This is a genomic window from Lolliginicoccus suaedae, from assembly GCF_008312885.1.
Classification (GTDB): domain Bacteria; phylum Actinomycetota; class Actinomycetes; order Mycobacteriales; family Mycobacteriaceae; genus Lolliginicoccus; species Lolliginicoccus suaedae.
In genome coordinates, this window is the sequence record NZ_VSSO01000004.1 from 43,806 (window position 1) to 67,654 (window position 23,849).

Annotated in this window: 24 protein-coding genes and 2 tRNA genes; 11 read left to right on the forward strand and 15 right to left on the reverse strand. The window is 69.6% G+C overall.

Annotated features, from left to right (window positions below; all coding sequences use genetic code 11):
* Positions 1 to 84: 84 nt before the first annotated feature.
* From FXO18_RS11960 to FXO18_RS11995, 8 genes are all read right to left on the reverse strand, one after another.
* A complete protein-coding gene (locus tag FXO18_RS11960) occupies positions 85 to 900 on the reverse strand; it encodes a serine hydrolase domain-containing protein (protein ID WP_149361370.1) in 816 nt (271 codons plus the stop codon).
* Between the two features lie 165 nt (positions 901 to 1,065).
* The gene (locus tag FXO18_RS11965; protein WP_235900642.1) at positions 1,066 to 1,497 is read right to left on the reverse strand and encodes a very short patch repair endonuclease; all 432 of its coding nucleotides are present in this window, start codon (positions 1,495 to 1,497) and stop codon (positions 1,066 to 1,068) included.
* A gap of 161 nt (positions 1,498 to 1,658) precedes the next feature.
* Positions 1,659 to 2,291 (reverse strand): MBL fold metallo-hydrolase, encoded by a 633-nt coding sequence (locus FXO18_RS11970; RefSeq protein WP_149361371.1) that lies wholly within the window; start codon positions 2,289 to 2,291, stop codon positions 1,659 to 1,661.
* On the reverse strand, positions 2,288 to 3,373 hold the full coding sequence (locus FXO18_RS11975) for an S-(hydroxymethyl)mycothiol dehydrogenase (RefSeq protein ID WP_149361372.1): 1,086 nt from the start codon (positions 3,371 to 3,373) through the stop codon (positions 2,288 to 2,290). Before FXO18_RS11975 ends, FXO18_RS11970 begins: the two co-directional genes overlap by 4 nt.
* A 248-nt stretch (positions 3,374 to 3,621) precedes the next feature.
* The gene (locus FXO18_RS11980; RefSeq protein WP_149361373.1) at positions 3,622 to 5,076 is read right to left on the reverse strand and encodes a flavin-containing monooxygenase; all 1,455 of its coding nucleotides are present in this window, start codon (positions 5,074 to 5,076) and stop codon (positions 3,622 to 3,624) included.
* Entirely contained in the window at positions 5,073 to 6,014 is a 942-nt protein-coding gene (locus tag FXO18_RS11985; protein WP_149361374.1) for a patatin-like phospholipase family protein, read from the reverse strand. The genes FXO18_RS11980 and FXO18_RS11985 overlap by 4 nt, the downstream gene beginning before the upstream one ends.
* On the reverse strand, positions 6,011 to 6,865 hold the full coding sequence (locus tag FXO18_RS11990) for an SDR family oxidoreductase (RefSeq protein ID WP_149361375.1): 855 nt from the start codon (positions 6,863 to 6,865) through the stop codon (positions 6,011 to 6,013). The genes FXO18_RS11985 and FXO18_RS11990 overlap by 4 nt, the downstream gene beginning before the upstream one ends.
* 233 nt (positions 6,866 to 7,098) lie before the next feature.
* Complete coding sequence (locus FXO18_RS11995; protein ID WP_149361376.1) at positions 7,099 to 7,941, reverse strand: GNAT family N-acetyltransferase; 843 nt, start codon at positions 7,939 to 7,941, stop codon at positions 7,099 to 7,101.
* A 153-nt stretch (positions 7,942 to 8,094) separates the two neighbouring features.
* Between FXO18_RS11995 and FXO18_RS12000 the strand changes: the two genes are divergently transcribed.
* Complete coding sequence (locus FXO18_RS12000) at positions 8,095 to 8,778, forward strand: TetR/AcrR family transcriptional regulator (protein ID WP_187774340.1); 684 nt, start codon at positions 8,095 to 8,097, stop codon at positions 8,776 to 8,778.
* Here the strand turns inward: FXO18_RS12000 and modA are convergent.
* Positions 8,775 to 9,485: a molybdate ABC transporter substrate-binding protein gene (modA, locus tag FXO18_RS12005; RefSeq protein ID WP_149361723.1), complete on the reverse strand. Its 711-nt coding sequence runs from the start codon at positions 9,483 to 9,485 to the stop codon at positions 8,775 to 8,777. The two genes, FXO18_RS12000 and modA, sit on opposite strands and share 4 nt — an antisense overlap.
* Positions 9,486 to 9,617: 132 nt before the next feature.
* On the opposite strand from modA, the gene FXO18_RS12010 reads away from it, so the two are divergent.
* From FXO18_RS12010 to FXO18_RS12020, 3 genes are read left to right on the forward strand one after another with little or no spacing between them, the layout of a single operon-like run.
* Positions 9,618 to 10,016, forward strand: a complete 399-nt coding sequence (locus FXO18_RS12010) for a TOBE domain-containing protein (RefSeq protein ID WP_149361378.1) — start codon at positions 9,618 to 9,620, stop codon at positions 10,014 to 10,016.
* The gene (locus tag FXO18_RS12015) at positions 10,016 to 10,774 is read left to right on the forward strand and encodes an ABC transporter permease (protein ID WP_149361724.1); all 759 of its coding nucleotides are present in this window, start codon (positions 10,016 to 10,018) and stop codon (positions 10,772 to 10,774) included. Before FXO18_RS12010 ends, FXO18_RS12015 begins: the two co-directional genes overlap by 1 nt.
* Complete coding sequence (locus FXO18_RS12020; protein ID WP_149361379.1) at positions 10,771 to 11,826, forward strand: sulfate/molybdate ABC transporter ATP-binding protein; 1,056 nt, start codon at positions 10,771 to 10,773, stop codon at positions 11,824 to 11,826. Before FXO18_RS12015 ends, FXO18_RS12020 begins: the two co-directional genes overlap by 4 nt.
* A 14-nt stretch (positions 11,827 to 11,840) precedes the next feature.
* Here FXO18_RS12020 and FXO18_RS12025 read toward each other — a convergent pair.
* Both FXO18_RS12025 and FXO18_RS12030 read right to left on the reverse strand, forming a co-directional pair.
* Positions 11,841 to 11,914, reverse strand: a tRNA-Ile gene (locus FXO18_RS12025).
* A gap of 65 nt (positions 11,915 to 11,979) precedes the next feature.
* A tRNA-Asn gene (locus FXO18_RS12030) sits at positions 11,980 to 12,052 on the reverse strand.
* Positions 12,053 to 12,234: 182 nt separating this feature from the next.
* Here FXO18_RS12030 and FXO18_RS12035 point away from each other — a divergent pair.
* Positions 12,235 to 12,522 (forward strand): hypothetical protein, encoded by a 288-nt coding sequence (locus FXO18_RS12035; protein WP_149361380.1) that lies wholly within the window; start codon positions 12,235 to 12,237, stop codon positions 12,520 to 12,522.
* Between the two features lie 224 nt (positions 12,523 to 12,746).
* On the opposite strand, the gene dnaG is transcribed toward FXO18_RS12035, so the two are convergent.
* Genes dnaG through FXO18_RS12050 form a run of 3 tightly spaced genes read right to left on the reverse strand, consistent with a single transcriptional unit; the run spans position 12,747 to position 16,705 of the window.
* Positions 12,747 to 14,663, reverse strand: a complete 1,917-nt coding sequence (gene dnaG, locus FXO18_RS12040; protein WP_149361381.1) for a DNA primase — start codon at positions 14,661 to 14,663, stop codon at positions 12,747 to 12,749.
* A gap of 45 nt (positions 14,664 to 14,708) precedes the next feature.
* On the reverse strand, positions 14,709 to 15,995 hold the full coding sequence (locus FXO18_RS12045) for a deoxyguanosinetriphosphate triphosphohydrolase (protein WP_149361382.1): 1,287 nt from the start codon (positions 15,993 to 15,995) through the stop codon (positions 14,709 to 14,711).
* Positions 15,996 to 16,030: 35 nt separating this feature from the next.
* The gene (locus FXO18_RS12050; RefSeq protein WP_149361383.1) at positions 16,031 to 16,705 is read right to left on the reverse strand and encodes a YdcF family protein; all 675 of its coding nucleotides are present in this window, start codon (positions 16,703 to 16,705) and stop codon (positions 16,031 to 16,033) included.
* Positions 16,706 to 16,789: 84 nt separating this feature from the next.
* Here FXO18_RS12050 and FXO18_RS12055 point away from each other — a divergent pair, with 84 nt between their 5' ends.
* Genes FXO18_RS12055 through FXO18_RS12080 form a run of 6 tightly spaced genes read left to right on the forward strand, consistent with a single transcriptional unit; the run spans position 16,790 to position 22,167 of the window.
* The gene (locus FXO18_RS12055; RefSeq protein WP_149361384.1) at positions 16,790 to 18,859 is read left to right on the forward strand and encodes a TPM domain-containing protein; all 2,070 of its coding nucleotides are present in this window, start codon (positions 16,790 to 16,792) and stop codon (positions 18,857 to 18,859) included.
* A gap of 29 nt (positions 18,860 to 18,888) precedes the next feature.
* A complete protein-coding gene (locus tag FXO18_RS12060) occupies positions 18,889 to 19,725 on the forward strand; it encodes a hypothetical protein (RefSeq protein ID WP_149361385.1) in 837 nt (278 codons plus the stop codon).
* A 46-nt stretch (positions 19,726 to 19,771) separates the two neighbouring features.
* Positions 19,772 to 20,272, forward strand: a complete 501-nt coding sequence (locus FXO18_RS12065; RefSeq protein ID WP_149361386.1) for an RNA polymerase sigma factor — start codon at positions 19,772 to 19,774, stop codon at positions 20,270 to 20,272.
* Complete coding sequence (locus FXO18_RS12070; RefSeq protein WP_149361387.1) at positions 20,269 to 20,871, forward strand: methylated-DNA--[protein]-cysteine S-methyltransferase; 603 nt, start codon at positions 20,269 to 20,271, stop codon at positions 20,869 to 20,871. The genes FXO18_RS12065 and FXO18_RS12070 overlap by 4 nt, the downstream gene beginning before the upstream one ends.
* Entirely contained in the window at positions 20,864 to 21,526 is a 663-nt protein-coding gene (locus tag FXO18_RS12075; RefSeq protein ID WP_149361388.1) for an alpha-ketoglutarate-dependent dioxygenase AlkB, read from the forward strand. Before FXO18_RS12070 ends, FXO18_RS12075 begins: the two co-directional genes overlap by 8 nt.
* On the forward strand, positions 21,523 to 22,167 hold the full coding sequence (locus FXO18_RS12080; protein ID WP_149361389.1) for a DNA-3-methyladenine glycosylase I: 645 nt from the start codon (positions 21,523 to 21,525) through the stop codon (positions 22,165 to 22,167). Before FXO18_RS12075 ends, FXO18_RS12080 begins: the two co-directional genes overlap by 4 nt.
* Positions 22,168 to 22,403: 236 nt before the next feature.
* On the opposite strand, the gene FXO18_RS12085 is transcribed toward FXO18_RS12080, so the two are convergent.
* Entirely contained in the window at positions 22,404 to 23,792 is a 1,389-nt protein-coding gene (locus tag FXO18_RS12085) for a glycine--tRNA ligase (protein ID WP_149361390.1), read from the reverse strand.
* Positions 23,793 to 23,849: the final 57 nt, after the last annotated feature.

Below are 23,849 nucleotides of genomic sequence, written 5' to 3' on the forward strand. Positions count from 1 at the left end.
GGCTTTCCGTTAGCACAGTGCTTGCTGTTGCAAGATAGTGTGCACACGTGTCGCCGATCTCGCTAGTGTTTCGACTGATTTTCGTTACTTCTTCGCGATTTCTTCAACTACGGCATCGGAGAGCTCCGGCCAGCGCGGCTTGGCCCACTCACCGAAGTCCCGATTTGTCAACACAATGAGGGAAATCCTGGGTCCGGGATCGGCCCAGAGGAACGTTCCCGATTGACCGAAATGCCCGAATGTTGCTGAAGTGTTGCGCGCCCCCGTCCAGTGCGGACGCTTGTCGCCGCGGAGCTCGAAGCCCAGCCCCCAATCACACGGTCGCTGCCTCCCATATCCTGGAACGATCCCGTCCAGGCCAGGAAACACGACTTGTGTTGCCGCCCGCCATGTCTCGGGAGCGAGCAATCCCGGGGAGAGCAACTCCCGCGCGAACGCCGACAGGTCCGCCAGCGAGGATTCCGCTCCGTGCCCCGCCGGGCCCACCAGTCGAGTGCGCGACATGCCCAGCGGGGCCAGCACTCCCTCGGACAGATAATCCGCAAACCGGATATTTGTCTCGTTCTCAATCAATTCCGCGAGAACCTCGAATCCCGCGCTCGAATAGATTCGCTTCGCGCCCGGCTCCGCGACGCTATTGCGCTCCCCGAAAGCCAGCCCCGACGCATGCGCGAGCAGGTGCCGCACCGTCGCGCCCGGAGGCCCCGCGGGCTGCTCCAGCGCGATCGCGCCCTCCTCCACTGCTAGCAGGACGCCATACGACACGAGCAGCTTCGTCACCGAGGCCAACGGAACCACCCGGTCCTCGTCACCCCGCGAACCCACCACGCCGTCGTCAGTGACCACCGCAGCCGCCGCGAACTCCACCGGCCATTCCTCGATCAGCGCAAGTCTCTCCACGCCCACCAGGGTAGCCAGTTAGTGCGACACCGGGTTGGCGAGCGGGCGGGTGGATGGTGGGAACGCTGGCTTGGCACCGCCCGGGCTGGTGGCGTTGGGGCACGCTGGCGCTAGTGGAAACTTTTCCCGCCTGGAGCGGGAAAAGTTTCCACTCGGGCCCACGAGCTAGCTCGCGTCGGCATCCCGCGCCTCGCGAACCGCGTCGAGCACGCGCTCCACCGCATCCCCGAGCCGCTCGTGCTCCCACACCACGATCAGCGACCAGCCATGCGCCTCGAGCAACCGCTCCTTGCGCTCGTCCCGCGCCACGTTCCCCGAGATCTTCCCCGACCAGTACGTCACGTTGCTCGAGGCCTGCCGGTAATGCTCCGGGCATCCATGCCAGTAGCAGCCCCGCACCTCCACCGCGATCCGTAGACGAGTGAACGCGACATCGACCGACATGCGGCGATTCTCCGGGAACGGGCGATAGCGCACCCGGTACCTCAGGCCCTCGGCGAACAAGGCGCGGCGAAGCGCGAGCTCCGGACCTGTGTCCTTGCCCCGGATACGCGCCATGCGCTCCGAGCGCTCAGCAGGGGTGAGAAAATCCGCCACCCCTCCAGTGTCGCTGCTCGGCGGGACTCGCGTGGGCGGGCTGCGGACGGCCACGCGCAGGGTGCCCGCAGCTGACGAGTGCGCGAAAAACGACAGGATGTACGCGTGCGGGTGTCGTTTTGCGCACACTCGCGCCGCCAGCCCCGCGAGCGACCGGCCAGCTAGTGACCGCGCGCGATCCACTCCTCGAGGTGCGGTGCTTCTCCCCCGACGGTGGTCCCCTCGCCGTGCCCGGTGTGCACGCGCGTCTCGCCGGGCAGGGTGAGCACGCGCTCGCGGATGGAACGGATGATCGTCGGGAAGTCGGAGAACGATCGACCGGTAGCGCCAGGCCCACCGGAGAACAAGGTGTCCCCGGAGAACAGGACTCCCGCCTCAGGCAGGTAGAGGCAGATCGAGCCGGGCGAGTGCCCTGGGGTGCGGATGGCCTCGAGGTCGGTCCCAGCGATGGTGATGCGTTGACCGTCCTCGAGGTCGCGATACGGCTCCTCGGGGTGGGTCATCCGCCACAGCGGATCGTCGCCGGGATGCAGCAGGATGGGCGCGTCGAGCCGCCGGGAGAGCTCCGGGGCAACGGTCACATGGTCGTTGTGCCCATGGGTGCAGATCACCGCCCGCACATGCCGTCCATCCACGGAGTCGATGATGGGCGCGGCCGCATGTGCCGCATCAATGATGACGACTTCATCGTCGTCGCCGACGAGCCAGATGTTGTTGTCGACATCCCAGGCACCCCCGTCGAGCTCGAAGGTGCCGGATGTGGTCACATGGTCGATGCGCAGCGTGCCGCTCACAGGATCACCACCGAGCGCAGGACCGCACCCTCGTGCATGGAGTGGAAGGCCTGCTCCACCGAATCAAGGCTGATGCGCTCGGTGACGAACTTCTCCAGCGGCAGGCGCCCCTGCTGGTAGAGGTCGACGAGCGGGGGGAAATCCCGCTCGGGCAGGCAGTCGCCGTACCACGAGGATTTGAGCGCGCCCCCGTGCGAGAAGAAGTCGAGCATCGGCATCTCCAGCCGCATATCCGGGGTGGGCACGCCCACCAGCACCACTGTCCCGGCGAGGTCGCGCGCGTAGAAGGCTTGCTTCCAGGTCTCGGGCCGCCCCACGGCGTCGATCACGACGTCCGCGCCGAACCCTCCGGTGAGCCCCTGCACCGCTTCCACGACATCGGCGGAGCTGGCATCGACTACGTGGGTGGCGCCGAGCTCGCGCGCCCAGTCGAGCTTCTTTGGGTCCCGATCCACCGCGATGATGGTGCGTGCCCCGGCGAGCCAGGCGCCCATGATCGCGGCATCCCCCACGCCGCCGCAGCCGATGACGGCGACGGTATCCCCGCGCGTGACTCCACCGGTGTTGACGGCCGCGCCGAGGCCCGCCATCACTCCGCAGCCGAGGAGACCCACCACAGCGGGATCGGCAGCGGGATCGACCTTGGTGCACTGGCCGGCGTGGACGAGCGTCTTGTCGGCGAACGCGCCGATGCCCAGAGCCGGGGTGAGCTCGGTACCGTCGGCGAGCGTCATGCGCTGCTCCGCGTTGAACGTGTCGAAGCAGTACTGGGGACGGCCGCGCTTGCACGCCCGGCACTGGCCGCAGACGGCGCGCCAGTTCAGGATGACGAAATCACCAGGGGCAACGGATTCCACTCCCTCGCCGACGCTCTCGACAGTGCCGGCGGCCTCGTGGCCGAGAAGGAAGGGGAACTCGTCATTGATCCCGCCGTCCCGGTAGGCCAGATCGGTGTGGCATACCCCGCAGGCCGCGATGTCGACGACAACCTCGCCCGGGCCCGGGTCAGGGATGGTGATGTCCACGAGCTCCACGGGGGCGCCCTTCGCTCGGGCGATCACGCCCCGAACCTGTTGCGGCATGGTCGTTCACTTCCTTCCACCGGATTCGCATTCATGCGCATGAACGCATGGCCCCCACGCTAGCGGCATCGGCTGGCCCCGGCGAGGATGCTTACTGGCCGGCGCGGTCCGCCCGCGCCCCGTCGGCCGCCCGCGAGTGTGCGACCCGCCCGCGAGTGTGCGAGAAACGACATCAATACGCGTACCAACTGTCGTTTTTCGCACACTCACGCCGCCAACCCCCGCCAACCTGTGCCGCGAACCCCCGTCTACCCGCGCGTGATGCGGTAGTGCCGGTCGTCGGGCGTGGTGAGCATGGCGGTCATCGTCGCGCGGTCGAACGGCCACAGGTCGATGCTGCCGTCCTCGTTCTGGTACCAGGAGTTGCAGCCACCGGTGTTCCAGATGGTCGGTCCGATGGCCTCCAGCACCTGCTCGTTGAACTCGCGGGTGGCTTCCTCGGTCGGCTCGGCGGCGGTGAGCTCCCCGTCGCGGAACCGCTGGATGAACTGCAGGATGTAGCGGGACGTCAGCTCCGCGGTGTACTGCAGGGAGATCGATCCGATGGGCGAGTTGGGCCCGAGCATGGTGAAGAAGTTCGGGAATCCCGGCATCGCGGTCATGCGGTAGGCGCGGGGCCCCTTGGCCCACGCCTCGTCGAGGGTAATGCCGCCGCGTCCGGTCAGCTGCATGGGGCGCATGTAGTGGTGGGCCTCGAACCCGGTGGCGAGGATGATGACGTCGAACTCGCGCTCGATTCCATCGGTGGTGATGATGGATGTCTCGGTGACGCGCTCGATACCGGTGCTGACGTACTCGACGTTGGGCTGCTGCACCGCCTTGTAGTAGCTGCCGGAGACGACCTGCCGCTTGCACAATGGCTCGTACTCGGGAGTGAGTCGCGCACGCAGCGCGGGGTCGCGGATGGTGCGCAGGTGCAGGCGCGCGAGGGATTGGACGAGGCTCCGCCGCCAGCTTGGCCTAGTGGTGATGTCAGCGAGGATGCCCGACGCCCACAGCGCGGTGGCGTAGAGGCGACGGTTGGCGGCGGGCACACGGGAGAGCGTCGCGCTGACCACGCGGGACTGCCGGAGCCCGGTGGGGCCCCACAGCACCCATTGCGGGGTGCGCGCGAACTGGGTGACCTGCCGCGCCTCGGGCTGCAGAGCCGAGACTACTTGCACGCCGGTCGATCCCGTGCCGATGACCGCGACCCGCTTTCCGCCCGTGGTGACGGTGTCGTCCCAGCGCGCGGTGTGCACGACCGGCCCGGCGAACGTGTCGAGCCCGTCGATGGCGGGGATGCTGGGGTGGTGCAGGATGCCGGTGGCCGAGATGAGGAAGTCGCACTCGTAGCGTTCCCCGCTCTCGGTCTCGACGATCCATCCGACGTCGGTGTACGCCGCCGCCGTGACGGTCGTGCCGGTGCAGATGTGGGGGCCGAGGCCGAACTGCTCGACCACATCACGGTGGTACTGCTGGATCTCGGGCCCGGTGGCGAAGACGCGCTTCCAGTCCGGTTTGGGGGCGAACGAGTATTGGTACAGGTGGGACGGCACGTCGCAGGTGAGCCCGGGGTAGCGGTTCCAGTGCCACACTCCCCCGACATCGCTGCCCTTCTCGAGGATGACGAAGTCGTCGATCCCGGCCTCGCGAAGGGTGGTGCCCATGGCGATGCCGGACATTCCCGCGCCGATGATGACGGCGAGCACGCGGTGGGTCATCGCAGTCCCTCCAGGGTGGTGACGCGCTGCGGGAGCGTGGCGAGAGCATGCTCGAACACGGTTTCGCGGCGCCGGTGGTCCATGAGGTTGCCGCCCATCACCGCGAGATCGGCCGTGGTGGCATCGAGCACGATCACGCGGGTTCCCGACAGCTCCAGGTGCTTGATCTCGGCGCGCAGTCCGCGGGTCATGCCGCGGCGCAGGAGCCGGTCCTCGCCGTGGCCGAGCAGGCCGGGCGCGCGAGCTCCCGAGAGAGATGCCATCGGTGCGATCACGATGGCTTCGTCGACCCCCTGAGCACCAGGATCATCCGCGATCAGGTCCACCGAGGCGGTGGACGCGGCCCCTCCATCGATGTAGCGCCGACCGTCGATCTCGACGGGCGGGTACCAGCCGGGGATCGCCCACGAGGCTTGCAGTGCCTCGCTCACCGAGGCGGGCGGGCTTCCGGGCGCGCCGAACGCCACGCGCTCGCCGGTGTCGTAGTCCATGGCGACCAGGCGCAGTCCGGGATGGCTTGGCCAGCTCGCGCGGGGGTTGAGCGAAAGCGCGAGGCGCTCGAGCCAGGCTGGATCACCGCTGCCGCCCGGCGCGAGCCCCGAGAGCGCGGACAGGCCACGCGCGCGGCGCAGCAGCCCGGGAGAGCCCAGGCGTGCGCGCGGCAGCGGAGGAAACCGGCCGGGCGCGTCGGCGAGATGAGCGCGCAGCCGCTTGTCCTCGGTGGAGCCTTGCTGCATCGCGACGAGCTCGTCGACGCTGATGCCACTGGCGAGCATGGTGCCCAGTTCCGCCCCGGCCGAGGTTCCCTGGATGATGCTGGCGGTGCGCGGATCCCAATCAAGGTGATCGGCGAGCGATTTGAGCGCAGCGATGGTCCAGGCTCCACCGAGGGTGCCGCCGCAGCCGAGGACGAGCGCGCGCCGTGTCGTGGTGCTCATGAGTGGCCTCCAAGCTGGCTGGCGATGCGGTCCTCGTAGGGGCGGCGGGCGTGATGGTCGAGCTGGTCGAGGGCGCGCCGGTCGTTGATGAGCGCGCGCCCGATGCGCTCGATCGGCTCGGGCACCAGGGCATGCATCAGTGCTACCGCAGGGTGGACGAAGCGGGGCACAGAGACCTCGGCGGCGCGGGTCCGGACGGTGCGGACGATCTCTCGGGCGACGTCCTCGGGATCGACGGTGGGCAGCGCTCCGCCGAGCCGGGCGCCGGAGGACAGCTCGGTGCGTACGGCGCTGGGCATGACGCAGCTGAAGCTGACGCCAGTGCGGGCGTTCTCGGCCCGCAGCGCGCTGGAGAGTCCGACGGCGGCGAACTTGCTGGCGTTGTACATGGCCATGCCGGGGATGGGGAGCTTGCCCGCCATGGAGGCGACGGTGACGATGTGGCCGCGACGGCGCTCGAGCATGCCGGGCAGGACAGCGCGCGTGCCATGCGACGGACCGTGGACGTTGATGTCGATCATCAGGCGGGAAAGCGCATCGGCCTGGTCGAGGAACGGACCGAGCGGCATGATCCCAGCGTTGTTGACGAGCACGTCGACGGATCCGCTGTGCTCGATGACGGTCGCGGTGAATGCAGCCCACGACTCGGGACTGGTGACGTCGAGGTGCGCGGCGTGGGTGTTGTCCAGGGTGGCGGCGGTCTGCTCGGCGAGGGAGGCATCGAGGTCACCGATCCAGACGGTGGCGCCGTGCTCGCTGAAGGCGCGGGCAGTGGCGGCGCCGATGCCGCGCGCGCCTCCAGTGACGATGACCGTGGCACCGTCGAGCGATAGTGCGGGGTAGCGAGGCATGGACAGGCTCCGATCCAGATACACAACGTTTCTCACTCTTGCGAAGTGAGAGTACAGCGTGTTTCTGGTAAGTCAAGGGGCGGCGGCAGTGCGACCACGACGGCAGCGGGCCGGCTCAGTGGGCCCCTGGCTCAGTGGCCTCCCCCGCTTCAGTGGAAACTTTTCCCGCTCCAAGCGGGAAAAGTTTCCACTCGACGGGACATTCAGCGACGGGCCCTTCAGCCAAGCCGCGCTCACCCCAGCTCGAACGAGGTGACCCCGAAGATCCGGTCCAGCGGCAAACCAGGATCGGGGCCGCGATACATCCGGCCCGTCTCGAACACCACTTCCATGCCGCGCTCGGCGGCCAAGCGCCCCGCAGCACCGTTGGGCTCGGGAGCGTCCAGGAACACCCGTGCCCTGCCGCCCGCGCATGCCACGAGGTCGTCGAGCAGTTCCTCCGCGAGGCCAGGGGAATCCGCGAACAGTGGCCCGATCTTCCAGCCGTCGAGGCACTTTCGGATCGTTCCCGCTGCCGCCACCTCGCCATCGGCCACGATGAACCTGGTGCGCGCGTCCGGCAGCGACCACCACGCCTCGAGAAAGGTGCGGCGATCCGCGGGGAAATGCCGCCGATCATGGGCAACGAGAGAATCGTGCGCGGCGCTGGTGACCGAGCGCGCCCGCGCGGAGGGGCGCCCCTCCAGGACCCCGCCATGGCGGAACGACGAGAACGCCCGGACGAAGCCGGAGCGCGCGTAAGCCTCCTGCTGCTCGACCACTGCGTCGAGGCCCACCGTGCGCACGTCGGCGAGGGAATCCATCGCCTCGCCCCACAACCGGTAACCGATGCCACGGCCGCGCCAGGGCGGGCTCACGATGTAGAAACCGATGAACCCGAGCTCCGAGCCGTACCGCACCGCGGAGATCGTCGCGACCAGCTCATCGTCCCACCAGGCGCCGCGAAACCCGGAGGGATCGGCCGCAGCGAAGGCGTCCGTATCATGCAGCCCCGGGTTCCAGCCCTCGGCCGCTGCCCACTCGACGGCGGTACGCACCCCGCCGATGTCGAGGACCCCGCTGGCATACCCGTCCATCCGGCCTCCTGCCATCCGCTTCCCAGGATATTGCCGCGCCACAGTGCGCGACAAGGCCCCCGGACCGGCGATCACCACGCACTACACTGTGGTTCCTACACTGTGGTTCGACCAACCGCGACCCGCACGCGCAGAGACCCCGAAGGGAGCCACGTGCCCGAGAGCCGGCAGCGCTCCCTCGTCCCGGACGAGTTCGGTGGGAACCTCCCCCGCCATCGGCACAACCTCACGCGCGAGCAGGTCAAGCAAAGCCAAGCGGCCCGGATCATCAATGCCGCGATCGAGCTGTTCGCCTCCCGCGGCTACGCGGGCACGACCGTCCTCGACATCGTCAAGCGCGCCGGGGTATCCCGCAAGACGTTCTACGAGCTGTTCGACACCAAGGAAGCCGTGATCGTCGCCGCCTACAGGGCCTTCGACACATTCCTCCGCGACGCTGGCTTGACGGCAAGCAACAACGCGATCCTGACGACGCCTGAGCAACTGCACGGACTCGTGCGTGCATTGCTCACCCTGCTCGGAACCTATCCTGCTGGGGCCCGCATGTTCTTCCTCGAGGTCCTCGGCGCAGGCGATGAGGTGCGCCGCCGCCGCGCTGCTGCGATCACACAGTTCACCGATGTCCTCGGCCTGCCCTTGCAGCACCTCCGCGAGAGCCTCGATCCCGGACTGCCGCCCCTCGACCCCATCCTCGTGCGCGGCCTCGTCGGCGGGGTGATGGAGATGATCGTCGATCACCTCGTCCACCACGAGCCCGGCACCATCGCCGATCTCACCGAGGACGTCACCCACCTCATCCTGGGAGTGACCGCGCCGAGCCACGCGGCTCCCCGCTAGGGCACGCGGAACCCGGCCTCGGCCATCACTCGCTGCCCGTCCTCCCCGATGAGCAGGTCCACGAAATCGTGTGCGGCCTGGTTCTCCTTGGCGAGACCGAGCAGCGCCACCGGGTAGGTGTTCACGGCTGCCGCAGCCTCGGGAAATGCCACCGCGGTGACCTCGTCCCCAGCGGCACGAGCGTCGGTGACGTAGACCAGTCCCGCGTCCGCCTGGCCGGACGTGACCTTGGCTAGCACCCCCGACACCGAGGATTCCTCACTGACCGGCTTGAGGGTGACCCCCGCCTGGCTCGCTGCAGCCTGGGCAGCCGCGCCGCAGGGGACCTGGGGCGCGCACGTCACGACGAGCAGCGACGGATCCGTGAGGTCAGCAAGCGAACTGATTCCTTCCCGATTGCCGGGCGCGGTGATGATCGTCAGCACGTTCGCGGCGAAGACAACCGGCTCACCAGCGATGAGGCCGGCGTCAACGACCTTCTGCATGTTCGCCTTGCTGGCGGCGGCGAACACATCCGCCGGGGCGCCCGCGATCAGCTGGGCGGCGAGATCCGAGGAGCCCGCGAAGCTCAGCTCGACATCGACCCCGGGGTTCCGGGCCTCGAAAATCTCGGCAATCTCAGTGAAGGATGCGTGCAGGGATGCCGCCGCGAAGACGGTGATCGTGTCCCCGGCCTCTGGCCGGGCCTGGTCCGCGCAGCCGCTCATAGCCACAGCCACGGTCACGAGCAATCCCGGTAGCGCTCGTCTCACCCCGAACCCCTTCCGCAGAAACGGACGTCCATGCAGTTTCTATCCGCGCATGCGTCAGAATAGCTCGTTTCAGCTAGCATCGACGGTGTGGTGGCAGTGCGAGTACGGCAGGCAGCGGAGCTCCTCGGCGTCAGCGACGACACGGTGCGTCGCTGGATCGATAGCGGAACCCTGGCGAGCCACAAGGACCCATCCGGGCGCAAGGTGATCGACGGGCGGGACCTCGCCGAGTTCGCGCGCTCGCAGGCCGCCGCGCCGACCGATCCGATCGGCATCGGAAGCTCCGCCCGCAACCGCCTCACCGGCCTCGTCACCCGCGTCACCTCCGACACCGTCATGTCGCAGGTGGAGATGCAGTGCGGGCCGTTCACCATCGTCTCGCTGATGAGCACCGAGTCCGTCCACGAGCTCGGCCTTCAACCGGGCAGCGTCGCCGTGGCCGTCGTCAAGGCGACAACCGTGATCGTGGAGACACCGCGACCGTGATGCCGCGCTGGATCATCATTCCCGCCACGGCAGGCGCGCTGTTCCTCCTCGTCCCCCTCATCGGGCTCACCAGCGTCGTCGATTGGTCCCGGTTCATCAGCCTCATCACGTCCGAATCGTCGCTCGCCGCGCTGGGGCTGAGCCTGCGCACCGCCACCGCGAGCACCTTGTTGTGCCTCATCGTTGGCACGCCCATGGCGCTGATGCTGGCACGCGGCTCGTTCCCCGGGCTACGCCTGGTCCGCGCATTGATCCTGCTGCCGCTAGTACTGCCTCCGGTCGTGGGAGGCATCGCGCTGCTCTATGCCTTCGGCCGCCAGGGACTGCTCGGCGAGCACCTCGAGGCATTGGGCATCCGCATCGCCTTCAGCACCACCGCCGTCGTGCTCGCCCAGGCCTTCGTCGCCATGCCGTTCCTGGTGCTCAGCCTCGAGGGCGCACTGCGGACCGCGGGCACCCGCTATGAGGCCGTCGCCGCCACCCTCGGGGCCCGGCCCACCACTGTGCTGCGGCGCGTCACCATCCCAATCGTCCTGCCCGGCCTGCTCTCCGGCACAGTGCTGGCATTCGCGCGGGCGCTCGGCGAGTTCGGCGCCACGCTCACCTTCGCCGGCAGCCTGCAGGGCGTCACCCGCACCTTGCCGCTGGAGATCTACTTGCAGCGCGAGACCGATCCCGATGCGGCGGTGGCGCTGTCTCTGGTCCTGGTGGCGGTGGCGGTCGTGATCGTCGCCTCGGTGTACCGGCGGGCCGCATGAGCAGGCTGAAGGCGCGGGTCGCCGATCCCGACCGGGGCATCAAGGCTGAGCTAACTGTCGAGGCGGGGACCGTGACGGCGATCCTCGGGCCGAACGGTGCTGGCAAATCGACGCTGCTCACCACCATCGCCGGGCTGCACCAACCCTCGGTCGCCCATATCGAGCTGGGCGGGCGGATCCTCGCCGGCATCCCTCCCCACCGGCGTCGCATCGCCTTGCTCGCGCAGCAGCCCCTGTTGTTCCCGCACATGACGGTGCTCGACAATGTCGCCTTCGCGCCGCGCAGCATGGGCGCGAGCCGGGCCGAGTCACGCGGGGTCGCCGCCCGATGGCTGGAGGAGGTCGATGCCCTCGACCTGGCCGCGCGCAAGCCCCGGCAGCTCTCGGGTGGCCAGGCACAACGGATCGCGGTGGCCCGCGCGCTCGCCGCCGAGCCCGAGCTGCTGCTGCTCGACGAGCCCATGTCCGCGCTCGATGTTGCGGCGGCACCCGCGCTGCGGGCACTGCTGCGCAGGGTCCTTCGCGAAGCGGGACGCACGGCCATCCTCGTCACCCACGATCCGCTGGACGCGCTCGGCCTTGCAGACCGCGCGATCATCATCGACAACGGTCGCATCGTCGAGGACGGCTCCGTCCACACCGTGCTCTCGCACCCGCGCAGCACCTTCGGGGCACGCATCGCGGGCGTCAACATCTGTCAGGGAAAGGTAGCTGGACAAGACTGCCTTGAGACACCGTCCGGCCAGCACGTTCATGGGATAGCCGCAGAGCCCCTGCCTGCTGGCGGCAACGCGGTCGCGGTATTCTCGCCCGCCGCGGTCGCGGTCTACGCGCAAGCGCCCCACGGCAGCCCCCGCAACCAGTTCACCGTCACGGTCGCAGGCCAGGAGCATCGCGGGAGCCTCATCCGCATCACCGGCCACGACACCGACGACCAGCCCGGACTGATGGCTGACATCACGCCCGCCGCCGCGATAGAACTCGATCTCGCGCCCGGAACGGAAGTGCAGCTCGTGGTCAAAGCGACCGAGACGCGAATCTATCCGGCTTGAGAGCGGAGTGAAAGTGGGGCGGGCGGGGCTCGAACCCGCGACCAGCGGATTATGAGTCCGCGGCTCTAACCGACTGAGCTACCGCCCCTCGAAGGCAGATTTACCTTACACAACGAATCAGGCCCCTCAGTGCATGAGGGGCCTGATGGCGTGCTCCTCCGGCTGGACTCGAACCAGCAACCGTCCGATTAACAGTCGGATGCTCTGCCAATTGAGCTACGGAGGACCGTTCATTGCCTGCTTGCAGGCCTTGACGACAATAGCGCATCGAGGGGCGGTTGCGCCAACCGGTATGTGATCGAGCCGATGAGCTGCGAAGTTGTGTCCCGGCCGGACTATGGCCGCTCGCTAGGGCAAGATGGGGGCGGTCGGATGAACGAGCAACGGGAGCCTCGGGAGGCTTGGCGGATGATTGGTGTTGTTGTAGGCGTGGCTGCCGGCTATGTGCTGGGCACTCGAGCGGGGCGCGAGCGGTACGAGCAGCTCAACCGGGTCGCGCGCACCATCGCGACGAGCCCGGCGACGAAGAAGGCCGTCGCCGTGGGACGCCAGAAGCTCTCCGAGGCGCTCTCGACGACGCCACAGCTCGAGCGGGTCGCGGAGATCGACGAGACCACTTCGGTGTATGCCCCGCAGGGATCCACCGGGAATGGGATGACGGATCGGGATGGCGCCGCGCGGAGCCCGCGCGGCTAGGTTCGTGGGGGTGTTGGCCGGGGTGCGCTTCCGACGAGCTAGCGGACACGTTCCCGCCACCTTTGCGGCATCGCTGCCACCCTACCGACGCTCCGGCCACCGATATATGGGTGGCTGATTCCCGCAAACGTGGCAGCTGGCCTAGTTGGGTGGCAGCTGGCCTAGTTGGGTGGCAGCTGGCCGCGAGCGAGCCCGAGGGCCAGCCAGCCCGCTACCGCGCGGCCCTAGTAGCCGCTGATGGCGGGGTCGGCGTCGCCGACGGCCTTGGTCAGCAGGCTGCGGCGGTATTCCTCGAGCGCCACGAGGTCGCCGAACAGGCCGTGGTAGGCGTCGGGGTCCTCGGTGGGTGACATGCGTTGCAGCCGGGACTTGAGCTCGGCGATCTGGCCGCCGACCCATACTTCCTGGAGCCGGGCGAGGACGCCGCCGATGTAGCGGGGCACGGCATCCTCGTCAACGGGCATGTTCTCGATGGCGAGCTCGGAGACGAGGCGGATGTAGGGCGCATCGAGGCTGGCGGTCACCGCGGTGATCCAGTCGGCGCCGCTGATCCCGGCGGTGGTGCCTCCCGCGTTGAGAATCGCTTCGTGGACGGTGTGGTAGGCGGGGTGGGTGAAGGTCTCGTCGGGCAGCGCGGCGAAGATCGTCCCGGCGATGGCGGGGTATTGCAGCGCGGCCTTGAGCGCTTCCCGCTCGGGCCAGAGCGCGGGGTCGCGCGGGGCTGGCATGCGCGGGGCGGCGGGAGCGCTGGTGGCCTCCTCCGGATGCGATGCCGCAGGACTCTTGGCGGGGGTGGTCGCTGTGGCGGAGCGGGCGTGCTGGGCTTCCTCGCGGACGCGCTTGCGGACTTGCGCCACCTTGTCCCAGCCGACCCATTCGGCGAGCTGGCGGGCGTAGTCGTCGCGCAGGGCACTGTCCTTGATGCGGGCGACGATGGGCACGGTGCGGCGCAGGGCCTCGACCCGTCCCTCGGGGGTGTCGAGGTCGTGCTCGGCGAGGATCGATTGCACAGCGAACGCGAACATCGGGGTGCGCCGGGCGATGAGGTCGCGGACGGCGGCATCGCCGCGTTCCTTGCGGAGGTCGCAGGGGTCCATGCCGTCGGGGGCGATGGCGACGAAGGTGCGGCCGGTGATCTTCTGGTCGCCGTCGAATGCCTTGAGGGCGGCGTTGCGGCCGGCCTCGTCGCCGTCGAAGGTGAAGATCATCTCGCCGCGGAAGTAATCGTCGTCCATCAGCAGGCGCCGCAGCACCGAGGTGTGCTCGTCGCCGAACGCGGTGCCGCACGCCGCGACGGCGGTAGTGATGCCCGCGAGGTGCAGCGCCATGACATCGGTGTAGCCCTCGACGATCACGGCCTGGTGCTGGCGGGCGATGTCGCGCTTGGCGAGGTCGAGCCCGAACAGCACGTTGGACTTCTTGTACAGCATCGTCTCGGGAGTGTTCAGGTACTTGGCCTGGGGGTCGTCGTCGAAGATCTTGCGCGCCCCGAACCCGATGACGTCGCCGGAGAGGTTGCGGATGGGCCACACGAGGCGCCGGTGGAAGCGGTCCATGGGGCCGCGCTTGCCCTCTCGGGAGAGCCCGGCCGCCTCGAGCTCCTTGAACTCGAAGCCGTTGCGCAGCAGGTGCTTGGTGAGGGTGTCCCAGCCCGAGGGCGCGTAGCCGCAGCCGAAGCGGGCCGCGGCGGCCTGGTCGAAGTCGCGCTCGGCGAGGTAGCGGCGGGCGGTCTCGGCCTCCGGGGACGCGAGCTGCTGCGCGTAGAACTCCTGTGCGGCCGCGTTGGCGGCGACGAGGCGGGCGCGGGTGCCGCGGTCTCGCTGGACCGAGGTTCCGCCGCCCTCGTAGTTGATGTGGTAGCCGACCCGGTCGGCGAGCTGCTCGACGGCCTCGGCGAAGCTGACGTGCTCGATCTTCTGCAGGAACGAGTAGACGTCGCCGCCCTCGCCGCAGCCGAAGCAGTGGAAGTGCCCGTGGCTGGGGCGCACGTGGAACGACGGGGTCTTCTCGTCGTGGAACGGGCACAGTCCCTTCATCGACGATCCGACACGACGGAGAGACACGTACTCGCCGATCAGCTCGTCGATCGCGATGCGCTCGCGGATCGCCGCGATGTCTCTGTCAGGGATACGGCCAGCCACGCGACGAGTGTACGGCCCGGCGCGCGGATTGCCGACCGTCCGCTGCTAGCCCCAGGCCGCTTGCGCTCCGCGGCTCGACTTGTCCACCCGCTCGAGCCTGGACTCGGTGTAGGAGGCGATCTGGTCGACGATGACGCGCATCCGGGCCGCGTCGTCCGTCGCGCTCTCCCAGGAGGGGACGAACAGCGCATCGAGCTCCACCGGAGCCGTGTGCAGGAGGTACTGGGCGACGCGGTGGATGCGGTCGCGCTCGCGCTCCTGCCCCGCCCGGTGCTGCGGATTGGTCATCACGTAGCGCAGGGCCATCGTCTTGAGCAGGATCACCTCGGCCTCGATCACGGGCGGGATCCGCAGGCCACTGGCGTAGCGGCCCATCGGCGCGTCCCCCGCCTCGTCCCGGGTGGCGAGGATCGCGGCGGAGGCGAAGCGGCCCACCAGCTCGCTGGTCATGGTCTTCATCGCGACCGAGCAGGCAAGCGTGCCGTCGTACTTGCCGACCGCCTCGACCACGGGCAGCGCCGCGAGCCGATTGGCGGCCTCCACGAGCACGGCGGGGTCGGCGAACCGGAACTCACGGCATCCCACCGCGGCGAGATCGCGCTGCTCGGCGGGGTCGCTGAGAGCCCGCAGGTCCAGCCTGCCCTCGATCACGCCGTCCTCGACGTCATGCACCGAGTAGGCGACATCGTCGGACCAGTCCATGATCTGCGCCTCGAGGGCACGCTCGGTGCCGGGAGCGCCCTCGCGCAGCCACGCCAGGGTAGCGGCGTCGTCATCGTAGGCACCGAACTTGCGGGACCCGCCCGGTGCTGCCGAGGCCGTCCAGGGGTACTTCGTCGCGGCGTCGAGCGAGGCGCGGGTCAGGTTGAGGCCGACGCTGCGTCCCTGATCGTCGAGCACCTTCGGCTCGAGGCGGGCCAGGATGCGCAGGCTCTGGGCGTTGCCCTCGAAGCCGCCGTATCCCTCAGCGACCTCCTCGAGGGCGCGCTCGCCGTTGTGCCCGTAGGGCGGATGCCCGAGATCGTGCGCGAGCCCGGCGAGATCGCACAGGTCCGGGTCGGCGCCGAGGCCCTCGGCGATGCTGCGGCCGATCTGCGCGACCTCCATCGAATGGGTCAAGCGGGTGCGGGGCGTATCGCCCTCCCCCGGACCGACGACCTGGGTCTTGTCGGCGAGGCGGCGCAGCGCGGCGGAATGCAGCACGCGCGCCCGGTCGCGGCTGAACGGCCCCCGGTGGGTCGAGGATGCTCCGGGCAGGGCCGAGCCCTTCGGGGCCTCGGTGACCCGGCGCTCGAGATCATGCTCGGTATAGTCGTAGCGGCGTTGCGTCATGATGCACCGTCCTCGGTCTCGGGGAGCTCGCGCTCCTACAGGCTGGGCGCGTACGGCAGGTCCTGCGAAGAGTGCGTCACCTGGTAGTAGAGCAGGGCCGCGGTCTCTCGCGCTATTCCCTTGACCTGGGACTCGCGGGTCCACACTGCGGGACCGGACCGCACCGGGGCGGTGGTCGCGTCGAGCCCGGCGTCGTTGGCCATGATGCGGGTCCGCAGGCTGTGCCAGGGGTCGGTGGTGATGATGATGGAGCCGAGGCCACGCTCGGTGAGCTCGCGGGCCACGGCATCGACGCTCTCGAGGGTGTCGCTGCCCTCCTCCACTGCCAGGACATGGGCAGCGGGCACGTCCTGCTCGATCAGGTAGTTGCGACCGGCCGCGGCCTCGGTGAAGGCATCGCCCTCGAGCTTCCCGCCAACGGTGACGATCAGCGGCGCGGCGCCGTCGCGGTACAGCGATGCTGCCTGGTCGAGGCGGGCCTGGAACACATCGGTGGGAACGCCGTTGTACTGGGCGGCGCCGAGCACGACGATCGCGTCGGCAGGCCCGGTATCGGACATCCGTGCGACCTGCCACACGCGTCCTGCGGTGCCGAGCACGACGACCAGCGCGATCAGGATTGCCCCGATCACGATCCGACCGATCCACCGTAGGATCACCGTCGCGTCCCTCCTGCCTGGCTCACGATGCCATCGCGACCGCCGCGGCATCCGTGGACACCAGTGTGCCAGCTTGCCCGGTCCGCGGAGAGTGACGTCGTTCACCGCTGGGGCTGATCGGCTAGATTCAACCCCATGCATCGCCAGCGCCCTGCTCCTCGCACAGGTCCTCGCCGCGCAGCATGGACAGTGCTGCTCGCGCTGCTGCTCGTGACCGCTCCCGTGCTCTTCCTGGCGCCAGGCGTCCCGATGGCCCAGGCCGAGCAGCCCTTCGAGCTTCGCGATCGCATCACCGACAATGCCTCCGTGCTGACCGCGGAGGAGGCGGCCTCGGTTCGGGAGGCGATGAACGTGCTCTCCGACGCGCGCGGCATCCGGTTGTGGGTGGTCTTCACCGACAGCTTCTCCGGCATCGACGGCAGCACCTGGACGGACACGGTCACGGAGCTGAGCAGGCTCGCCGACGAGGACGTAGTGCTGGCTGTGGCGGTCGGGGACCGCGACTACTACCTGGGCCTGGCATCAGCACTGACCAGCGTGACCAGCGCCGAGGAGCGGTCGATCGCCCGCGACGACATCGAGCCGAACCTCGCCGCGGACCGCTGGGCCGCCGCGGCGCTCGGCGCGGCCGACGGGCTCGAGCGGGCAGCAGCACCTTCTGCGGGCGGCGGGGCGATGGGTCTCATCGTCGTGGTCGGCGTGATCGCTGGCATCGCGGTTCTCGCCGTGCTGCTGGTGCGACGTCGCAGGAGCGGTGCCGACCACCAGGCTGCCCGGCTAGCAGGGCTCGACCTGACCAATCGCGCGGTCGTGGCGCAGCAGCCGGTACCGGTCCTCGAGAAGCTCTCGCGCACCATGCTCGTCGATACCGACAACGCCATCAGCTCCAGCGCCGAGGAGCTCGCGCGCGCCGCCGACGAGTTCGGCGACCGTGGCTCGATGGGATTCCGCGCCGCCGTGGACGCGGCGCGCAACGATCTCGCCCGGGCGTTCCAGCTGCGCCAGCAGCTCGACACCGGCACGGGCATCCCGATGCTGCAGCGCCACGCCATGCTCGTGGACCTCGTGACGCTCTGCGCGCGCGCCGACGCCGCCCTCGACGAGCAGGTGGAGGCATTCGACAGCAAGCGCGACCTGCTCGTCCAGGCCCCTGACATCCTCGACGCCGTGGCTCGCGACATCGTCACCATCAGCGTGCGTCTCCCCGAGGCGGAGAAGACCCTCGCTGCCCTCAAGGAGCAGTTCGCCCCCGAGGCCCTCGCGACGATCATCACCAACCCTGGCCTGGCCCGCGATCACGTGCAGCTCGCCGAGAGCGCGAGCAGCAGGTCCCACGAGGCGCTCGGTCGCGGCGACGCGGAAGGCGCTGTCGCCCAGGTGCGTGCCGCCGAGTCCGCGGTCAGCCAGGCCAACGCCCTGATAGCCGGTGTGGAGAACGCCGAGAACGACATCCGCGCGGCCATCGATAAGCTGCCCGCCGCCATGGCGGATCTCGACCAGGACATCGCTGCGGCCCAGCGCCTCGCCAGCAGCGGTGGCCCGCGCCTCGCGGAGGCGCGCGCCCGGGCCGAAGCGGCCCTCGCGCACGCGCGCCGCGCCCAGCGCAGCGATCCGCTCAGCAGCATGAAGCACATCGTGCTCGCCGACGATGCCCTCGACGATGTGCTCGACGAGGCCAGCGAGAACGAGCGGCGCCGCCAGCATGCCGTCCGCACCCTCGAGAACGATCTCGCCGCCGCGAAGGCCCACGTCACCGCGACGCTGGACTACATCTCGACCCGGCGCGGCGCGGTGGGCGCCCAGCCCCGCACCCGCCTCTCCGAGGCCATGCGGCACCTCGCCGAGGCCCAGGCGAAGTCTGCCACCGATCCGGTCGCGGCGCTGAACCTCGCGCGGGCCGCGATGCAGCTGGCCCAGCAGGCCCTCGCCGAGGCGCAGAACGAGGTGCGCACCTGGGAGGGCCAGCAGCAGCGCGCGTTCGGCTACGCCCCGGGCGGTGGCGCGAGCTTCCGCCAGTCCCGGAACCCCGCGACCGGGGCCGTCCTCGGCGGGGTGCTTGGTGGCGCGCTCGCCCACGGCATGCAGAACCGCAGCAAGCCCAGCAGGGCAGCCCGCCCCGCGCGCAGGCATGGCCGGGCAGCACAGACCCGCTCGTTCGGTGGTCCCCGCACGTCCGGGCGGCGCGGCACAGGTGGCCGCTTCTAGTATCGGTGGCACCAACCCGAAGGAGCCCCGTGGATAGCAGCACACGCGCGCCCTGGCCGCCGGAATGGCCACGCACTGCCCCGCTGGGACGGACGTGGCTCGGCATCGTCCTGCTCGGTGTCCTCGCCGCCGGAGCGCTTGCCACCGGCATCGCCGGGCTCGCCGACGGCACGCCCGTTGTACTGGTGATCGGCCTGCTATTCGCGATCGCGCTCGGCTTGACCGCCACGTACCTGGTCGTGCGCAGCATCCGGCCCCGGTTCCGGCGCAGCGATATCCTCGCCACCACCGACCGGGATGGCACCCCGGTCACACGCATCCGCCAGTCCGCGCTGCTGTTCCACCTGCGCACGGGGATCGTTGCCGCGCTCGCCCTCGCCTTCGCCATCTCCGCGATCGACCACTACCTGAGCACCGGCAACGAGGGCCTGCTCGGGGTCCTCATCTATGTTCTGCTCGCGGCGTTCTTCGGCTCGTACGTGCTAGCAGCGACCACCGGCGCCCTGGCTCCCGGGCATCTCGATCTCTCCCCCCAGGGCGTGCACCATCGGGGCTGGAGCTTCGAGGCCACCATGCCCTGGCGCACACTCATCGTGGCGCAGCCCGTCTTCGAGGACCGGCACCGCGGCATCCAGCTGATCGGCGATCCTGGCAAGAAGTGGGAGCACGCCTACACCGTCCGGCTGTGGCGCATCGACCGCGTCGCGCTGGTGCCGATCATCGACCTCGACACCCGGCGCTTCCCCATCCCGCCGGACGTGCTGGCCACCTTCCTCGCGCACTACGCGGTAGCCGCGCCCGACCGTGCCGAGCTCGGCACCGATCGCGCCCTCGCCCGCATCGACCGATGGTGGCCACAGTCGTGACCAGCCCGGCCTCACATCCGGGGCGCCCCGCGCGTCTACCTAGGTGATGTCCACCCGATCGCGCGATGCGCCCCCCTTCGAGACCGTCGTCGAGCAGCACGGCCCGATGGTTCTCCGAGTGTGCCGCGCCCTGCTCGGCCCGAGCGCGGATGCCGACGATGCCTGGTCCGAGACGTTCCTCGCCGCGCTGCGCGCCTACCCCGCGCTGCCAGCCGATGCGAACACCGAGGCGTGGCTGGTGACCATCGCGCACCGCAAGGCCATCGACGTGGTCCGTGCCCGGCAGCGACGCCCGGTTCCGGTCCCGGACGTGCCCGAGCCTGGCCAGGCCTATCCGCCAGATCCCGCTGGCACCGGCATCTGGCAGCAGGTCGCCGCTCTGCCGCCCCGGCAGCGGCAGGTGATCGCCTACCGCTACCTCGCCGGGCTCCCCTACTCGCAGATCGCCACCATCACCGGAGGCACCGCTGCCGCGGCCCGCCGCGCCGCCTCCGATGGCATCGCCGCCCTCCGCCGCACGCTCGCCACCACCGAGGACACCCGATGAACCAGCCCCCCGACATGCTGCGTCCCCTTGCCGGGACCAGTCCGGCTCACCTCTCCGCGCTGCGCGACCGCCTCGGCCAGCAGGCCGCCCGCGACGAACTGCTCGACGTGACCATCTGCACCACCGATTCACCCGTGGGCGAGCTGCTGCTCGCCGCCACCCCCGCCGGGCTCGTCCGCATCGCCTTCGACAGCGAGGACCACGACCAGGTCCTCGAGCAGCTCTCCCACGCTCTCGGCCCGCGCATCCTCACCAGCCCCCGCGCCCTCGACCAGGCCCGGCGCGAGCTCGACGAGTACTTCGCCCGCCACCGCACCCGCTTCACCCTTCCGCTCGACTGGTCGCTCACCAAGGGATTCCGCCGCACCGTGCAGGAATACCTCCCCCGCATCTCCTACGGGCGTACCAGCTCCTACAAGGACGTCGCCGAAGCCATCGGCAACGCGCGCGCCATCCGCGCCGTCGGCACCGCGTGCGCCACCAATCCCCTGCCCATCGTGGTGCCCTGCCACCGCGTGCTGCGCAGCGACGGCTCGCTCGGCGGCTACCTCGGCGGGCTCGACGCCAAGACGTTGCTGCTGGAGCTCGAGCGTGGCTGACGAGATCCCCGACCTGCTCGACAGCAGCACTATCCCGGTCGCGGAGGGTGCCACCTGGTTGCCCGGATGGCTCGCCCCGCACCAGCAGCGATGGCTGGCCGACCAGTTCCGAGCCTGGGCCGCCGGACCCGTCCCGGCGTCCTCGCCGCTGATCCACGGCAACCGGATGTCCACCCGCATGGTGTGCCTGGGCTGGCACTGGACCGCCTCCGGCTACCGCCGCGACGCAAGCGACGTCAACGGTCGTCGAGTGCTGCCCGTCCCCGAGTGGGCCGTGCGCCTCGGGCAGGCCGCCGTCGCCGCCGCCCGGGGAACGCCTGCTCCCGACTACCACCCCGACGTCATCCTCGCGAACTACTACTCGGCCGATGCCCGCATGGGCATGCACCAGGACAAGGACGAGCACGCCCACGCCGCCGTGGTCTCGATCTCCATCGGGGACACCTGCACGTTCCGGTTCGGCAACACCCGCACCCGCGCACGCCCCTACGCGGACATCCCGCTCGCCTCCGGTGATGCCTTCGTCTTCGAGGGGCCCGCGCGGCTCGCCTACCACGGCGTCACCCGCATCCACGCCGGCACCGCGCCTCCAGGCTGCGGCCTCGATGCCGGGCGCCTCAGCATGACCCTGCGCATGACAGGACTACCCGGATGACGCCGGCCAGCGACCTCGTCATCGGCGCGGACGGCCTCGGCAGGCCCCCATGGGCGGCGCGCGATCCCCTGCTGCGCGAGTACTACGACACCGAATGGGGCATGCCCGTCACCACCGAGCAAGGCGTCCTCGAACGGCTGTGCCTCGAGGGCTTCCAGGCCGGGCTGTCCTGGGCCACGATCCTCCGCAAGCGCCCCGCCTTCCGCGACGCCTTCGCTGGGTTCGAGCCCGGAACCGTCGCTGCGTTCGGTGACCGCGAGATCGACCGGCTCATGGGCGACGCGCGGATCGTGCGCAACCGCCGCAAGATCGAGGCCACCATTGCCAACGCCCGTGCCACCCTCGCGCTCCGCGACGACCCGGCGCTGGATCCGCCCGAGGCAGGCGCGCTCGAGCTCGAGCCTGGACTGCCCGTCCTGGTGTGGTCGTTCCAGCCCGCGCGCACTCCAGCCCCGCGCACGCTCGCCGAGATCCCCACCACCTCGGCCGAGTCCGTGGCACTGAGCCGTGAGCTCAAGCGGCGGGGGTTCCGGTTCGTCGGCCCCACCACCATGCATGCGCTCATGGAAGCGATCGGGGTGATCGACACCCATCTCGTGGGCAGCCACCGTCGCGGCAGCTCCGGGGTGTGGGCTGGCTAGGGCTTCCGGGTGCCCCTGCGGCCCAAACGCGATAGAAGCCATCCGCCGACCGGCGTGTGGTGGCGGCGTGTCGGACAGTTTCCGGTGCGTTTGACGGCCGCGGATGGCCACCGGCCCGGGCGTCACCGGATGGGCACCGGCCCAGGCGTCACCCTAGAAAAACGAGAAGCCCCCGCGCGGGGCCGAGGAAACGGGCTCCGCGCAGGGACTCTGCTCGCTAGCGGCGAGGACGCTGCTCAGGCGCCGATGAGGCGCTGGGCAAGGTATCCCTCGACCTTGTCCAGGGCGATGCGCTCCTGCGCCATGGTGTCGCGCTCGCGGATGGTGACGGCCTGGTCGTCGAGGGTGTCGAAGTCGACGGTGATGCAGAACGGGGTGCCGATCTCGTCCTGGCGGCGGTAGCGGCGGCCGATGGCCCCGGCATCGTCGAACTCGACGTTCCAGTGCTGGCGCAGCTGGGCGGCGAGGTCCTTGGCCTTCGGCGTGAGATCAGCGTTGCGGCTGAGCGGCAGCACGGCGGCCTTGACGGGGGCAAGGCGCCGGTCGAGGCGCAGCACGACGCGGGTATCCACGCCGCCCTTCGAGTTGGGCGCCTCGTCCTCGCTGTAGGCGTCGACGAGGAACGCCATGAGCGAGCGGGTGAGCCCGGCCGCGGGCTCGATGACGAAGGGGGTGTAGCGGGTGCCGGTGGCCTGGTCGTAGTACGACAGGTCCACGCCGGAGTGCTTGGCGTGGGTGCTCAGGTCGTAGTCGGTGCGGTTGGCCACGCCCTCGAGCTCGCCCCAGCCGCTGCCGGAGAAGCCGAACATGTACTCGATGTCGACGGTGCGTTTCGAGTAGTGCGAGAGCTTGTCCTTCGGGTGCTCGAACAGGCGCAGGTTCTCGGGGTCGATGCCGAGGTCGGTGTACCACTTGAGGCGGTAGTCGATCCAGTACTGGTGCCATTCCTCGTCGGTTCCGGGCTCGACGAAGAACTCCATCTCCATCTGCTCGAACTCGCGGGTGCGGAAGATGAAGTTGCCGGGGGTGATCTCGTTGCGGAAGCTCTTGCCGATCTGCCCGATGCCGAACGGGGGCTTCTTGCGCGCGGAGGTCATGACGTTGGCGAAGTTGACGAAGATGCCCTGGGCGGTCTCGGGCCGCAGGTAGTGCAGGCCCTCCTCGTCATCGACGGGGCCGAGGAAGGTCTTGAGCAGGCCGGAGAAGGCACGCGGCTCGGTCCACTTGCCGGGCTGGCCGGTGTCGGGATCGTTGATGTCGGCGAGGCCGTTCTCGGGCGGGTGGCCGTGCTTGGCCTCGTACGCCTCGATGAGGTGGTCCGCGCGGTAGCGCTTGTGGGTGTGGAGGGACTCGACGAGCGGATCGGTGAAGACGTCGACGTGGCCGGAGGCTTCCCAGACCTGGCGGGGCAGGATGACCGAGGAGTCGAGGCCGACGACGTCATCGCGGCTGGTGACGATATTGCGCCACCACTGCTTCTTGATGTTGTCCTTGAGCTCGACGCCGAGCGGGCCGTAGTCCCAGGCGGAGCGGGTGCCGCCGTAGATCTCGCCGCAGGGGTATACGAGGCCGCGGCGCTTGCATAGGTTGACGACCGTATCGATACGGTTGGACTTGCCTGCCACTGGGGGTGCACTCCATCTTGTCGCGAGGTCACTGAGCTCTTCAGCGCTGTCGGCCAG